This is a genomic window from Microbacterium halimionae, from assembly GCF_011761265.1.
GTDB classification, from domain to species: domain Bacteria; phylum Actinomycetota; class Actinomycetes; order Actinomycetales; family Microbacteriaceae; genus Microbacterium; species Microbacterium halimionae.
The window spans coordinates 1172228-1187330 of sequence record NZ_JAAOZB010000001.1 but is presented as its reverse complement, the minus strand read 5'-3'; the positions used below and the strand labels follow the sequence as shown (position 1 = coordinate 1187330).

Here is a 15103-nt window from a genome sequence, read left to right as displayed (position 1 = left end):
CGTGACTTGCCCGTTTTTGTGGGTGCGTGACGCAAAGTACCCACAAAAACGGGCAAGTCGCGAGAAGAAGGCGGGTCGCCGCGCACCGCGGGACGCGAGACGAACGAAACGAACGAGACGGGAACGGAGCGCTACTGCAGAACGACGCCGCCGCCGCTGGCGCCGAGCACAGTGCCAACCAGCGCGAGCGCCACGAACGACGCGTTGAACATGATGTGCACCAGCACCGCACCCCAGATACGGCCTGTCAGCACGACGAGCGTTCCATTCACGAGGCCGACGAGCAACAGGGCCACAACGGCATCCCACGAGAGAGTCGCCGTGAGTGCGTGCGCCAAAACAAACACGCCGGATGCCATCACCACAGCGAATATGCCGGCCAAAATCCGCGATTCCATGAGCCGCCGCAACGCACTGTAGAGCGCGATGAGCAGCACAGCATGGAAGAAGAACTCTTCGAGCAGCGGCGAGATGACGACCGGACCGACGAGGTCGGTAATCCACCAGCTCCCCGAGAGCGAGCCGTACGACGGGAAAGCGCCGTTGCCGCCGGCGGCCATTTCGAGCACACCCTGGGCGAGACGAAGAGCGCCACCGATCACGATTCCGTAGAGCACATCGATGGGGCGAAACTTCAGCAATCCGCGCGGCACAGAGCGGGTGAATGCCAGTGCGATCGGCACGAACATGCTCACCCAGATAGCGGCGGTGCCGAGGATGGCGCCTCCTACTCCTCCGATGAACTGGTTGGCAGCAGTACCGACGAGCACACCGATGCCGAGGGCGATAACGACCCAGCCGACAATCTCCCAACCCCAGCCGACGACCGATTTTCCGCCGTCGCGCCAACCATTCCGCCCTGAGCCCCGGCGTGACCGGCGTCGGGCGCGCCGCAGCTCGCGATCGGGGTCGGGGGCCGCATCCGTGCCCTCGAGAGGGGCTTCTGCTGCGGGTGCATCGGTGTCAGACATCGCTGTCAGAGTACCGCGCCACGCGTCGCAGAGCGCAATGTCACGTTGTAGACCAGGCCCATGAAGAGGTACTCTCGCTAAGGCTTGCCTAACCTCAGTAAGCCTACCCATCCGCTGAAGGCTATTTTTCCGTGCTCGCTACCTTTCTGATCGGCCTCCGCGAGGGCCTCGAGGCCGCACTGGTCGTCGGCATCCTCGCGGCATACCTTGCGCGCCTCGGCCGACGCGATGTGCTGCCGCGACTGTGGATCGGGGTCGCAGCCGCGATCGTGCTGTCGCTCATGATTGGGGCAGTGCTCACGTTCGGCGCCTACACCCTTACGTTCGAGGCGCAAGAGATCATCGGGGGCACCCTTTCGCTTGTCGCCGTCGGCATGGTCACCTGGATGATTTTCTGGATGCAGCGGGCCTCCCGCACCATGAAGCGCACCCTCGAGGGTGAAGTCGACCGCGCTCTCGCCTCCGGTGCGCTCTGGGGCCTTGTTCTTATCGGGTTCATTTCGGTCGCCCGCGAGGGCATCGAAACCACGCTGCTGCTGTGGTCGATGGTGCAGTCATTCGGCGACGCACCCCTCGCCCTCCTCGGCGCACTTCTCGGTCTTCTCACGGCGGCAGCGCTCGGATGGCTCATTGCTCGGGGCGCCGTGCGTCTCAACCTCCGCATCTTCTTCGCCTGGACGGGCGGCTTCCTCGTGATCGTCGCCGCCGGCGTACTCGCCTACGCGATCCACGATCTGCAAGAGGCTGGCGTCTTCCCCGGCCCCTTCACGACTGCCGCTCCCCTTGACGCGCTCACCGGCGCGGTCGCTGTCGGGTGGGGCGCTTTCCCGTTCGGATGGGCCTTCGACGTCACCTCCGCGATAGCGCCCGGCAGCGCTTTGGCCGCCATCCTGCAGGCCACAGTCGGCTTCATGCCGCAGATGAGCTGGCTCCAGGTCATCGCCTGGGTGCTCTATGTCGGCATCGTCGGCACAGTGTTCTTCCGAAACATGCGCCGCCCGGCATCCGTGTCAAAAACAGCCGTGTCACAAACTTCTCCCGCCCCTACTTCTGCAACGGCGCCAGCGCCCGAGCACGCCCACACGCCACAGCAAGGAGCATCATGACCCGTACGACCCGCACCCTGGCAGGCGTCGCCGCCGTAGGCGCTTTGTCGCTGGTTCTCGCAGGCTGCGTCGCCAAGACGGATGCCGCATCCAGCGACGCATTGACAGTCACAAGCACCGCCGACACCTGTGAGGTCTCGGCCGCGACCGCCACGAGCGGCAACCTGACGTTCGAGATCACAAACTCCGGAAACGATACGACAGAGTTCTACCTTCTCGCCGAAGACGGGCTCCGGATCGTGGGCGAGGTCGAAAACGTTGCGCCCGGGGCATCCCGCACTCTCACCGTCACGGCGCAGCCGGGTGACTACTACACGCTGTGTAAGCCCGGCATGGTCGGCGACGGCGTGGGGCGCGCAAGCTTTTCGGTGACAGGCGACCAGGTCGAGGCGACCGGTGACGACGCCGAACAGATGCAACAGGCGGTCGATCTTTACGGCTCGTTCGTCAAAGACCAGGTAGAAAAGCTTGTTCCGGCCGTTGACGAGCTGACCGCGGCGTACATCGCGGGCGACGATGAGACGGCGCGTGAGCTCTTCCCCCAGGTGCGCGCCTATTACGAGCGCATCGAGCCGGTCGCTGAGTCACTCGGCGACCTCGACCCGCGCATCGACTACCGTGAGGTCGACGCCGTGGCTGAGGGCCTCGACTGGACTGGCTTCCACCGCATCGAAAAAGACCTCTGGGTACCGGCGGATGACGCTCTCAACTCCGATGGTCAAACGTCGGCGTACGAGAACTGGGCGCCGTCGACCGACGCCGAGCGCGCTGATTTCGCAGCTTTGCTCGTGTCCGATGTCGCAGAGCTCAATGACTACGTTCACTCCGACGACTTCCAGACCGCGCTCGATACCCAGGGCATCGCCGGCATTTCAAACGGTGCGATCGCACTGCTCGATGAGGTCGCAACCGGCAAGATCTCGGGAGAAGAAGACTGGTGGAGCGGCACAGATCTCTACGACTTCGCAGCGAACGTCGAGGGCTCGAAGATGGCGTACTCGCTCGTACGCGATCTGGCTGAGTCGAAGGGTGACGACGGCGAAGCCCTGGTCGCTCAGATCGATGACGGCTACGCCAACCTCGAGGCAGACCTCGCGCAGTACGGCAGCCTCGCAGACGGCTTCGTGAACTACTCAGAGCTCACCGAGGCCAACAAGCGCGAGCTCACCAACCTCATTAATACGCTTGCCGAGCCGCTGTCGCAGCTCACCGTGACAGTACTTTCGTGAGCGAAAATACGGCACCGTTATGACCGAAAACATCGAACGCGAGCCCGCCGCCCCCACCGGCGGGCTCAGCCGCCGCGGCCTCATCGGCCTGCTCGGTGCGGGCGCGGCGGGACTCGCGATCGGCGCCACGGGCGGCGCTGTCACGGCAACTGCGGTGTCAAAACAGCAAGCGGATGCCACGGTCCACCCGTTCTACGGAACCCACCAGGCGGGCATCACGACGCCGGTGCAAGACCACATGCAGTTCGCCTCGTTCGATCTCGCCGATGGCGCGACGGCCGAAGATCTGCAGTCGCTGTTGCAGGACTGGTCATATGCCGCGTCGCGCATGACACAGGGCCTCGACGTCAGCGCCTCCGGCGCCGTAGGCGGATCTCCGCTCGCGCCGCCCGACGACACCGGCGAAGCGCTGGGGCTACCCGCGAGCGCCCTCACTCTCACGTTCGGCGTCGGACCAGCCCTCTTCGACTCGCGTTTCGGGCTTGCCTCCAAGAAACCCGCGCTGCTCGAAGACCTCCCGGCGTTCGTTGGCGATGCTCTCGATCCGCTGTCCTCGGGTGGCGACCTGTGTATTCAGGCCTGCGCTGACGATCCGCAGGTCGCATTCCACGCCATCCGAAATCTCACGCGTATCGCCTTCGGTCGGGCGCGACTCCGATGGTCACAACTCGGATTCGGGCGCACGTCCAAGACCACGAGCGCTCAGGCGACTCCGCGGAACCTTTTCGGGTTCAAAGACGGCACCGCCAACATTTTGGCCGACGACACGTCAGCTTTGAAGAAGCATGTGTGGGCGGCATCCGCCGAGAGCCCCGCGTGGCTTGCCGGCGGAAGCTATCTGGTGGCCCGCCGCATCCGGCAGACCATCGAAACGTGGGACCGCGTGCGCCTCGAAGAGCAGGAACGCTCGGTGGGCCGCGACAAGGCCCACGGCGCACCGCTCTCGGGCGGCGACGAGTTCACCGAACCCGACTTCGAGGCGACCGGTTCGTCGGGCTCAACAGCGATTGATGCCAACTCGCACGTCAGGCTTGCGCATCCGGATATGAACAACGGCATCCGTATTCTTCGTCGGGGATATAACTTCGTCGACGGCAACGACCAGCTTGGTTCGCTCAACGCCGGGCTGTTCTTTTTGTCGTACCAGCGGTCGCCGGAGCAGTTCATCGCAATCCAGAAAAAGCTCTCCACCGATGTGATGGGCGAGTACCTCAAGCACGTGGGCTCCGGCATCTGGGCGGTCCCGCCGGGAGCCGCGAGCGGCTCCTACGTCGGCGCCGGCCTCTTCTCCTAACCCTCGCCCTTTATCGCACTAACTCAGGCAGGGCTGCGCCCGTGTTCGGCACCTTTCCCGCAAATCCGCGGTTCCGAAATTTCTTCCACCACGGTTTGCCTGAGTTAGTGCACGTACCCGGAGTCGGCTCCACGGCGACCCTCTCCCAGAGCGCCCAGCGATGCCCGGGTGCGTTCGCTGCCTCTTGCGGCGCCTCTCCCCCACCACCCTGCACTAACTCAGGCAGAACGGCATCCGTTCCTTGCGCCTCCCGCACGAATCCGCAGTTCTACGGAAATCCCCACGACGGATTGCCTGAGTTAGTGCGCACACCCAAAACACGCACGCCCGCTCACCTGTCCACCGCGCCCACAACTCCGGGCGCACCGCGCGAACCCGGTAGGCTCGCCCTCGTGCCCCACCGCGGGCACCCCCTTGCTTCCGCGACCGATCCACATGGGAAGGCGCCTCGGTGCTCGAAATCCTTACCGTTTGCACCGGCAATATCTGCCGGTCCCCGCTTGCCGAACTCCTCCTCCGCCAGCAGCTCGATGGCATTGCCACAGTTTCTAGCGCGGGCGTTCGAGCCATGGTCGGCGAAGGGATGCCCGATGAGGCCGCTGAGCTCGCGACGAAGCGTGGCGTGCCTGCATCCGATATCGCGCAGCACCACGCGCGGTGGCTCAACGAGTCGCACCTCGAGACGCCCGACCTCGTACTGGCGATGGCGCGCGAGCATCGCCGTGCTGTCGTTGAGCTGTCCCCCTCCCGCATCCGCTCGGCTTTCACGGCGCGCGAGTTTGAGCGCCTCGCCGAGCGCGCGACGGATGCCTCGCTCATGATTGCCGCGGATGCCGCAGGCTCCGACCCGCACGAGAGATTCCGCGCCGTTTTGCAACACCTCGCGGGACGTCGCGGTCTGGTCGCGCCGCCGGCCGACCCGACCGATGACGACGTTGTCGACCCGTACCGTCGCTCGGTCGACATGTATGAGCTTTCGGGCGCGCAACTCGACCCCGCACTAGTCCAGGTCGTGCGACTTGTCCGGATCGCGGCGGGCCAGAACCAAGGCCAGAACCAGCCCCAGGATTAGCGCCCTATACGCCTGTTGCGCGAAAAACGCGACCCCCTTTTTGTCCCGATGCCCTCGGACGTAGCGTGGAAGTACTTCCGAACAGGAAGCCCCGACGACTGAAGGGAATCCTCATGGGACTCGACGACAAGATCAAGAACGCTGCAGAAGACGTCTCGGGCAAGGCCAAAGAGGCCACCGGTAAGGCGACCAACGATGAAGAGCTTGAGGCCGAAGGCAAGGGCGACCAGGCCAAGGCCGACATGAAGAAGGCTGGCGAGAACGTGAAGGATGCGTTCAAGTAATCCAGCACTACATAAAAAGATCCTCAGGCTCAGGCCTGGGGATCTTTTTTGTGCACACTCCGCGCGCTTCATACCCTAGGGGGGTAGGCTATATCCCATGAACGGGTACGCGAACAATAAAGATCAGCTGCTGGCACGCCTAAAGCGCGCCGAGGGCCAGGTGCGCGGCATCGCCCGCATGGTCGAAGAAGACACGTATTGCATCGATGTCCTCACCCAGGTGTCCGCCGCTACCAAGGCCCTCGAGGCCGTGGCGCTGTCGCTCCTCGCCGACCATCTCAGCCACTGCGTCGCCGAGGCGAGCGCTCAGGGCGGGTCGGTAGCCGAAGAAAAGATCCGCGAGGCGAACGAAGCGATCGCCCGCCTGGTCCGTTCCTAACCGACGAGAAGCGAAAGACATCGACACCATGATCAACATCACTGTTCCCGTGCAGGGTATGACGTGCGCCCACTGCGTCTCGAGCGTCACCGAAGAGCTCACCGAAATCGACGGTGTCAATGCTGTCTCGGTCGATCTGAACCCCGGCGGTATCTCGCAGGTCACGATCAGCGCGGCATCCGAGCTCGACAACGATGCAATTGATGAGGCCGTCACCGAGGCGGGCTACGTCATCGCCCAGGCATGACGCCATGAGCACCACCGAGGTCGAACTCGACATCACCGGCATGACGTGCGCGTCATGCGCCACTCGCATCGAACGAAAGCTCAACAAGGTGCCGGGTGTCACAGCGAGCGTCAACTACGCCACCGAAAAGGCTCAGGTCACAACAGAATCAGCGGATGCCGCAACCCTCATTGCCGCGGTTGAAGCCGCCGGTTACTCGGCGCAAGTCCCGGCACCACCGGCCGCCGACGAGACAGCACAAGAAACACCGCGCGACACCGAAACCGCAGCCCTTGGTCGTCGGCTTCTGATCAGTGCGGCACTTGCCCTGCCCGTCGCGGTGCTGTCGATGGTGCCGGCGTGGCAGTTCACGAACTGGCAGTGGTTGGCGCTGACTCTCGCGGCCCCTGTCGCCGTATGGGGCGCGTGGCCGTTCCACCGCGCTGCGGCTGTCAACGCGCGCCACGGAGGTGTCACGATGGACACCCTCGTGAGCCTCGGTGTGATCGCGGCGTTCACGTGGTCGGTGTACGCCCTGTTCTTCGGCTCGGCGGGCGAGCCCGGCATGACGATGAGTTTCTCACTGTTCGGCGACGCGCACGCGAGCGATGAGATCTACCTTGAAGTTGCAGCTCTCGTAACGGTCTTTCTGCTCGCCGGCCGCTACGTTGAAGCACGCGCCAAGAAGTCGTCGGCCGAGGCGTTGCAGTCGCTGCTTCATCTGGGAGCGAAGACCGCGAGTGTGCTCGTTGACGGCATCGAACGCCCGGTTCCGGTGGCGCAACTCGCCGTCGGCGACACTGTTGTCGTGCGTCCGGGCGAAAAGATTCCCTCCGACGGTCTCGTTAGCGACGGGGCATCCGCTATCGACGCGAGCATGCTGACCGGCGAATCGACTCCGGTCGAAGTCACGGCAGGTTCTCGTGTCGTTGGAGCAACCCTCAATGTGAGCGGTCGGCTCATCATCGACATCACCCGCGTCGGTTCCGACACGGAGCTTGCCCGCATGGGTCGACTTCTCTCCGAAGCGCAGACCGGAAAAGCGCAGGTACAGCGCCTCGCCGACCGCGTATCAGCGATCTTCGTCCCGGTCGTCATCGTGCTCGCGATCGCAACGTTCGTCGGCTGGCTCCTGGTCGGTGGCGAGCTCGATCAGGCGTTCACCGCGGCCGTCGCAACACTCATCATTGCCTGCCCGTGTGCGCTCGGGCTCGCCACCCCGACCGCCCTGCTCGTCGGTACCGGCCGCGGTTCACAGCTCGGGATTTTGATTCGCGGACCGCAAATCCTCGAGCAGACGCGCGCCATCGACACGATCGTGCTCGACAAGACCGGTACGGTCACAACCGGCACCATGAGCGTCACCGAGGTGCTTCCCGCCGCGGGTGTTTCTCGCGACGAGCTGCTGCGAATTGCTGCCGCGGTGGAAGCCGGGTCGGAGCATCCGGTTGCTCGCGCGATCGTTGCAGCCGCGAAAACTGACCCCGCACTTGCCACCGACTTTCTCTCTCACCCCGGTTTCGGCGTGCAGGCAATGGTCGGTGAGACCCTCACCGTTGCCGGTCGCGCGTCGTGGCTGCATGAGCAGTGGGCAATCGAAACGGATGACGCCACCGCCGCCGCCCGCGAAGCACAGGGAGCCACTGTCATCGCCGTCGGTCGCGACGGCGCCCCGCTCGGACTCATCACCGTCGCCGACACGCTCAAGCCCACAAGCGCTGAGGCCGTGGCACAGTTGAAGGCACTGGGCCCTACCCCGGTGCTCTTGACGGGCGACAACCCCGGTGCCGCAGGTCACGTGGCAGCCGCAGTCGGTATCGATGACGTACGCGCCGGTATCACGCCCGCCGGCAAGCTCGATGCTGTCCGTGCACTTCAGGCCGAAGGTCGCACGGTGGCAATGGTCGGCGACGGCGTGAACGATGCCGCAGCGCTTGCCGCCGCAGACCTCGGGCTCGCAATGGGCGGCGGCACAGATGCTGCTATCGCGGCCAGCGACATCACGATCGTCTCGGGTGACCTGCGGGTTGTGGCCGACGCCATCCGTCTTTCTCGTCGCACACTCGGCACGATCAAGGGCAACCTGTTTTGGGCATTCGCCTACAACGCAGCTGCGATCCCACTTGCGATGCTCGGCCTGCTCAACCCCCTGATCGCGGGCGCCGCCATGGCCCTGTCGTCGGTCTTCGTGGTGACGAACAGCCTGCGCCTGCGCCGCTTCAAGTAACCCCACCCCCCACGCGCCCCGCGCGTAACGTCGGAGAATCGCATTCAGTCGGATGCCGCACCTCAATTCCCTCCGACCGAACGCGATTCTCCGACCGCACGCCACGCAAACCCCGCACACACGAAAGCGCCCGCCCCTTCCGAAGAAGAAGCGGGCGCCAAACCCAGAGTCGATTACGGCTTGAGCATGACCTTGCCCGCACGACCGGCGACAAAGTTAGCAGCAGCAGCGTCGCGCACCTGGTCGAACGAGTACACGGCTTCGGTCGGCAACGAGAGCGTGCCGTCCCCTACGCGCGTGAGAAGTTCGGTGAAGAGCTCGCCACGGCGCTTCGGGTCGAGTGAGCCCATGACGCGGCTTCCCCAGAACCCCTTGACGGTGATGTTGTTGAAGATGACCGAGCCGGAGCTGATTGTCATCGTCGGGGCCCCCATGGCGCCGAAGACGACAAGGGTGCCATCTTCGCCGAGCTGCGAGACGACCTCGTTGGTGGCGTCACCACCTACCGAGTCGATACCGACAGCGATCTTGGCGCCACCCGTGATCTCAGCGACACGGGCTTCCCAGCCGTCGCTTTCGGTCGACACGACACCGTTGATGCCCTGCGCGGCAAGTTCAGCGACACCGGCGTCGCGACGCACAAGGCCAACGACGTTGATGCCACGAGTCGGGGCAAGCTGCGCAAGCAGACGGCCAACCGCTCCGTTTGCAGTGTTCTGGATGATCCAGTCGCCTTCGCTCAGATCGAGCCAGTCGAGCAGCGCAAGCGCGGAGAACGGCATCGAGACGAGCTGAGATGCAACCTCGTCGGGGGCTGCATCATCCACGGGAATCAGGCCCGCAGCCTTCGCGATGAAGTATTCGGCCCACACGCCGAAGGTGCCGCCGGTTGCCACACGCTGACCAACTGTCAGGTGCTCGACGCCCTCACCGAGCGCGTCGATGACGCCGACTGCTTCGGTTCCGGCACGGGCAGGGAGTTCGGGCTTGAAGCCATAGGTGCCGCGGATCGTCCACAGATCGTGGTTGTGAATCGGAGACATCAGTGTGCGCACTCGCACCTCGCCGGCTGAGGGCTCGGGGGTTGCGACATCTTCCACCGTCAAAACGTCCGACGGTTCTCCGAATTCGTGATGGATCACAGCACGCATATTTTTCCTTCTTCCTTTGTGAGGTACCAGGGTGACAACGGCGCAGCGCCGCGAGATATTCCCCTTCGCATGTTGCTCCCCCATCCTGTGCGCGGTCTATGCCGCACACCACAAAAACGGAGAATCGCGTTCAGTCGGATGCCTGGGCTCTAAACCCTCCGACTGAACGCGATTCTCCGACCAAACGACCGGCAGCTAGGTTCGCCTTCGGCTTACTGCGCGCTGCAGCAAGACGAAGACCAGCAGGATGCCGCCGGTAATAATCGTCGTCATCTCCGGGGCGATGCTGCCATCTCGCGTGATGAGCACGTTCATAAGACCGAGCACCAGTGCGCCGATGACGGAGCCGAGGACGTAACCGGCTCCACCGGTGAGGAGCGTGCCACCGATAACGGTGGCAGCGATCGCGTCAAGCTCCCAGCCGACGCCGGTGATGTTCTGCGCGATGCCGAGACGTGAGGTGTAAACCACAGCGGCGACTCCCGAGAGCGTTCCCGAGATCACGTAGACGAGCAGCTTCGTGCGGAAGACCGAGAGCCCCATGAGGCTTGCCGATGATTCCGATCCGCCGATCGCGTAGACGGTGCGCCCAGTGCGGGTGCGGTGCAAGACGAAGAAGGCGATCAAGACCACGACGATGGCGATAATCACACCCGGGGTGATGACGAGGTCGTTCACCTTCGGCCCGTCGATGATCTTGAACTGCGTACCGAGAGCCCGAATCGGCGAGTCATCGCCGAGGCGCTCGGGGGTCGTGCTCAGCACCGAGGCAAGTCCTCGCGCCAAGAACATCATGGCGAGCGTCGCTATGAACGGTTGCACATTGAAGTACTGAATCAGCACACCCGCGAGTAAACCGAACGCAGTTCCCGAAACGATCATCACGATGATGACGACGAGTGGGTTCCACCCGGCGTTGGAGAGCATGACTCCGGCGACACTCGAGAAGGCGATGACGGCTCCGACCGAGAGGTCGATGCCTCCCGTCAGAATGACGAACGTCATGCCGACGGCCATGATGATGAGGTGCGCGTTGTTGACCAGCAGGTTCGACAGCGTGCTGTACTGCAGGATTCGGCCGTAAGCCACTTCTCCGAAGATCACCATTGAGGCGAAGATCACGACGGCTGCCATCGTCGGCAGTGCCGCGGGGTTTGTCGTGACGACGCGCACAATGTGCTGCCAGATACCCGCCGTGACTCCCTGAGGTGTCTCGGTTTTCTTTGTGGGTGCGTTGATGGTGGTCATGCTGACACCTCCTGCGCCGTCGCGGGGGTCTTCTGTTTGGGCGGGGGCGGAGACAGCGGTGGCTTTCTCCGCGTGACGAACCATGCACGCACTCGGCGCGACTGCAGCAGGCAGAGCGCGACAATCACGATCGCCTTGAAGGCGGGTGTTGCCGACGACGAGATCCCGAGGAAGAGCACTGTCTTATCGAGCGTTGCAATCAACAGCGCTCCGACGACGGCGCCACCGAGGGAGAACTTACCTCCGGCGAGAGATGCTCCACCGATCACGACGGCGAGAATCGCGTCGAGCTCCATCTGATAGCCGGTGCGCGAGATATCGACGGTCATCACGGTGCCCACCGAGAAAATTCCGGCGACTCCGGCGAGCGATGCGCTGGCGATGTAGACGGTCATCAGGAGGCCGCGGGGTTTGATTCCCGCCATACGGCTCGCCTTGGGGTTGATACCGATTGCTTCGATCATGAGGCCGAGGGCGCTCTTTCGAACGACAACGCTCACGATGATGACGATGATGATCGCGATCAGAAAGATCACCGGCAGGCCGAAGATGAATCCGTTCGCGATCCAGCGGAACGGCTCATTGGATGCCGCGGTGTTCTGACCCGATGTGATCACCTTGGCGATTCCTCGACCGGCGAGCATCATGATCAGCGTGCTGATGAAGGGTTGCAACCCGATGTAGGCGACAAGTGCGCCGTTCACTGCGCCGAGCAATGCGCTGATGAGAATTGCGAGCCCGACGGCGGCAAGAGCCGCGCTGACCGAAGTCGAGGCATCCACGTTGCTCAGCAACTGCATCGAGACAGCGCCCGAGACGGCCATGATCGACCCGACCGAGAGGTCGATTCCACCCGTTGCGATCACAAGTGACATTCCGATGGCGATCATGAGAATCGGTGCCGAGTACCGCATGATGTCGATCAGGTTGCCGACGAGGTAGCCCGTCGATGGGCTCACGCTCACGGCGAGGTAGCTCGGGTCTTTCAGCACATTCAGCAGCAGGAGCGCCACGATTGCGATGATTCCCCAGAAATAGGGCTTTCGGATGATGTCGCGCAACACCGACGCTGCGCCACTTGTCTGCCCGCTCATTGGTGCTCCTCACCGCTTGCTGCGGCGTATGTTTCCGCTTCGACTGCGTCTTCTTCGACTTTGTGTTCTTCGGCCTTCGCCTCGCTCACTCCGTGCGCGGCGATCACATCGACAATCTTTTGAGCGGTTACTCCCGGCTCGTTGATGATCTCACCAATCTTCTGGTGGTCTTTCAAGACCACAATTTTTTCGCTCAGTCGCACGACCTCTTCGAGCTCCGAAGAGATGAAGACGACCGAGACGCCGCCTTCGGCGAGCTTTGCAACAGCTTCTTGAATTTCGGCTTTTGCTCCGACGTCGATCCCTCGGGTCGGCTCGTCGAGAATCAGTAGTTCGGGTTCAGTCGCAAGCCACCGGCCGAGCAGTACCTTCTGCTGGTTTCCACCAGAGAGCTCGCTGATCAAGCGCGACGGGTCTGCGGGGCGAACGTTGAGGGCCTTGATATAGGTATCGACGATCTCGTCTTTTTCGCGACGCGACATCGGCCGCGCCCAGCCGCGCTTGGCTTGCACGGCCAGCACGAGGTTTTCGCGCACTGTGAGGTCGGCAACGATTCCTTCGTCACGACGGTTCTCGGTGGAGTACGCGATGCGGTGGTCGAGTCCATCGACGGGAGACGACAGCGTGATCTTCTCACCCTTGATACTGAGGGTGCCCGAGTCGGCTTTGTCTGCCCCGTAGAGGATGCGGGCGAACTCGGTGCGACCGGCACCCAGGAGACCCGCAAACCCAACGATCTCACCACGGTGAATGTCGAGGTCTGTGGCGCCCATGCTGCCGCGTTTTCCGAAACCTTCGGCGCGGACGAGCGGCGCGGTGTCGCGATCGCGCTCTCCGACCTGGCGATTTCCCCCGAGGGCGGCAAGCGACTCGAGGTCTTTACCGATCATCTTCGAGATCAGCTCGCCACGGTCGAGCTCACGCGTCATGTACTCGCCGACGTACTGGCCATTTCGTAGCACCGTCAAGCGGTCGCTGATGGCGTAGATCTGGTCGAGAAAGTGGGAGACGAAAAGAATCGCGACGCCTTCGTCGCGAAGCGAGCGGATGACGGTGAACAACCCCTCGACTTCTTTCGCATCGAGGCTTGAAGTGGGCTCATCAAGAATGAGCACCTTGGCTTTAATGGCCATCGCGCGGCTGATGGCAACGAGCTGCTGCACTGCGATCGACAGCGTCGACAGGGATTGATGAGTGTCGAGGTAGTCCAGGCCGAGGCGAGCAAGGGCCCGACGAGCGGACTCGTGCGTGGCGCGCCAGTTGACACCGAACAGGCCCCGCACTTCGTGGCCGAGCATGACGTTCTCACCGATGGAGAGATTCGCGCAGAGGTTGACCTCTTGATACACGGTCGAGACACCGGCAGCCTGAGCATCGGCGGTTCCGTGCAGCTCTTTGGTCTCACCAGCGACCACGATTGAGCCGGATGAAATTTTGTAGACACCCGTCAAGGCTTTGATGAGGGTCGATTTTCCCGCACCGTTCTCGCCCATCAGGGCGTGCACCTCTCCGGGGAAGAGGCGGAAGTCGACGTCGTCGAGCGCCTTTACGCCGGGAAACTCAATCGAGATGTTGTGCATCTCGACGATCGGCAGTGTTCCAGTCATGTGGTGTTCCTGTTTTCTTTCCGAGCAGCTGTCGCACGCGGTGCGGCCGAGACGCGGTGCGGAGTACTCGGGTGAGTTACTCCGCACCGCGTCGTTGTCGGTTACTACCGACGTCGTTTATTAACGAGGCCGCTTGTTACCTAAGGAATCAGTACTGGCGGTCCGCGAGAACTGCCTGAGCGGCCTCAGCAGAGTCGAACGCCTCGCTCGGAACGATGATGTACGACTCAACTGTGTCGCCATCGAGTACCTTCTGCACAACCTCGAGTGCAGTCGGTCCGAAGAGCGGGTTGTACTCGTGCACGTAGCTCAGCTGTCCGTCGGCGAGAGCCTCCATGGCTGCCTTCGTGCCGTCGATCGTGATGATCTTGACATCTTCTCCGGGAACCAGACCAGCTTCTTCAACAGCCTGTGCCGCGCCGAGACCCATTTCGTCGTTCTGTGCGAACACGAGCTGGATGTCGTTGTTGTTGGCCTTGAGCATCGTCTCCATGACGCTCTTGCCCTCTTCGGCAGACCAGTTTGCTGTCTGTGCGTCAACCTGGACGAACTGCGACTCGCTGTCCATGACAGAGTCCCAGCCCTTGTTGCGCTCGTTGACAACCGAGACGCCCGCGGGGCCCTCGAGGGTTACGTAGTTGGCACCATCGGGGAACTCGGAGACAGCCCATTCGGCCGACTCTTTCGAGACCTCGAAGTTGTCGGGCGCGATGCGGGTGACGTACAGGCTCGTGTCATCCGGCTCGATACCACGGTCGATCAGGATGACCGGAATTTCGGCTTCCTGTGCACGTGAGAGCGAGTCTTCCCAGCCGGAACCTTCGGTTGCCGACAGCAGGATGACGTCGACGCCCTCGTCGACGAACGACGTGAATGCGTCAATCTGTGACTTCTGGTCGAGGTTTGTTGCGGGCGCGTACTTCAGGTCGAAGCCGGCCGCCTCAGTGAACGTGTCCTGAATGTTGGTCTCGTTCGCCTGACGCCATGCACCCTCGGGGCCCACTGCGACAAAGCCAACTGTCGTGAGGTCACCGTCGCTGCCGGCGCCTGCGTCGTCGCCGTTAGACGAGCAACCTGCGAGGCTGAGGGCGAGCGCTCCAGCGCCAACGAACCCCAAAATGCCGAGCATTTTCTTCTTGATAGCCATGAAATCTCCTCCTTGAGATCGCTCGCGCGGACCGGGCCGCAATGCGAACGACGACACACTCTTTGTGC

14 protein-coding genes are annotated in these 15103 nt (G+C 63.0%); 8 read left to right on the top strand and 6 right to left on the bottom strand.

Annotated elements, in window-relative coordinates:
- Positions 1-131 precede the first annotated feature (131 nt).
- Positions 132-971: a CPBP family intramembrane glutamic endopeptidase gene (locus FHS06_RS05450; protein WP_167046453.1), complete on the bottom strand. Its 840-nt coding sequence runs from the start codon at positions 969-971 to the stop codon at positions 132-134.
- Positions 972-1102: 131 nt separating this feature from the next.
- On the opposite strand from FHS06_RS05450, the gene efeU reads away from it, so the two are divergent.
- The 8 genes from efeU to FHS06_RS05410 all read left to right on the top strand — a co-directional run bounded on the left by efeU (position 1103) and on the right by FHS06_RS05410 (position 8788).
- On the top strand, positions 1103-2077 hold the full coding sequence (gene efeU / locus FHS06_RS05445; RefSeq protein WP_167046450.1) for an iron uptake transporter permease EfeU: 975 nt from the start codon (positions 1103-1105) through the stop codon (positions 2075-2077).
- Entirely contained in the window at positions 2074-3306 is a 1233-nt protein-coding gene (gene efeO, locus FHS06_RS05440; RefSeq protein ID WP_167046447.1) for an iron uptake system protein EfeO, read from the top strand. The genes efeU and efeO overlap by 4 nt, the downstream gene beginning before the upstream one ends.
- A 19-nt stretch (positions 3307-3325) precedes the next feature.
- Positions 3326-4600 carry an iron uptake transporter deferrochelatase/peroxidase subunit gene (efeB, locus tag FHS06_RS05435; protein WP_167046443.1) on the top strand — a complete coding sequence of 425 codons (1275 nt, stop codon included), beginning with the start codon at positions 3326-3328 and terminating at the stop codon, positions 4598-4600.
- A 451-nt stretch (positions 4601-5051) separates the two neighbouring features.
- Positions 5052-5672: an arsenate reductase/protein-tyrosine-phosphatase family protein gene (locus FHS06_RS05430; protein ID WP_167046440.1), complete on the top strand. Its 621-nt coding sequence runs from the start codon at positions 5052-5054 to the stop codon at positions 5670-5672.
- A gap of 113 nt (positions 5673-5785) precedes the next feature.
- Complete coding sequence (locus FHS06_RS05425; protein ID WP_167046437.1) at positions 5786-5956, top strand: CsbD family protein; 171 nt, start codon at positions 5786-5788, stop codon at positions 5954-5956.
- Between the two features lie 97 nt (positions 5957-6053).
- On the top strand, positions 6054-6335 hold the full coding sequence (locus FHS06_RS05420; RefSeq protein WP_167046434.1) for a metal-sensitive transcriptional regulator: 282 nt from the start codon (positions 6054-6056) through the stop codon (positions 6333-6335).
- 28 nt (positions 6336-6363) lie between these two features.
- On the top strand, positions 6364-6582 hold the full coding sequence (locus tag FHS06_RS05415) for a heavy-metal-associated domain-containing protein (RefSeq protein ID WP_167046431.1): 219 nt from the start codon (positions 6364-6366) through the stop codon (positions 6580-6582).
- Between the two features lie 4 nt (positions 6583-6586).
- Positions 6587-8788 carry a heavy metal translocating P-type ATPase gene (locus FHS06_RS05410; RefSeq protein ID WP_167046429.1) on the top strand — a complete coding sequence of 734 codons (2202 nt, stop codon included), beginning with the start codon at positions 6587-6589 and terminating at the stop codon, positions 8786-8788.
- Between the two features lie 173 nt (positions 8789-8961).
- Here FHS06_RS05410 and FHS06_RS05405 read toward each other — a convergent pair whose 3' ends face one another.
- From FHS06_RS05405 to FHS06_RS05385, 5 genes are all read right to left on the bottom strand, one after another.
- Entirely contained in the window at positions 8962-9939 is a 978-nt protein-coding gene (locus tag FHS06_RS05405) for a zinc-binding dehydrogenase (RefSeq protein ID WP_167046426.1), read from the bottom strand.
- A 195-nt stretch (positions 9940-10134) separates the two neighbouring features.
- Entirely contained in the window at positions 10135-11187 is a 1053-nt protein-coding gene (locus FHS06_RS05400) for an ABC transporter permease (protein ID WP_167046423.1), read from the bottom strand.
- A complete protein-coding gene (locus tag FHS06_RS05395) occupies positions 11184-12281 on the bottom strand; it encodes an ABC transporter permease (protein ID WP_167046420.1) in 1098 nt (365 codons plus the stop codon). The genes FHS06_RS05400 and FHS06_RS05395 overlap by 4 nt, the downstream gene beginning before the upstream one ends.
- Positions 12278-13888, bottom strand: coding sequence for a sugar ABC transporter ATP-binding protein (locus tag FHS06_RS05390; RefSeq protein WP_167046418.1), 1611 nt, complete (start codon positions 13886-13888; stop codon positions 12278-12280). The genes FHS06_RS05395 and FHS06_RS05390 overlap by 4 nt, the downstream gene beginning before the upstream one ends.
- A 148-nt stretch (positions 13889-14036) precedes the next feature.
- The gene (locus FHS06_RS05385) at positions 14037-15035 is read right to left on the bottom strand and encodes an ABC transporter substrate-binding protein (RefSeq protein ID WP_167046413.1); all 999 of its coding nucleotides are present in this window, start codon (positions 15033-15035) and stop codon (positions 14037-14039) included.
- Between the last annotated feature and the right edge of the window lie 68 nt (positions 15036-15103).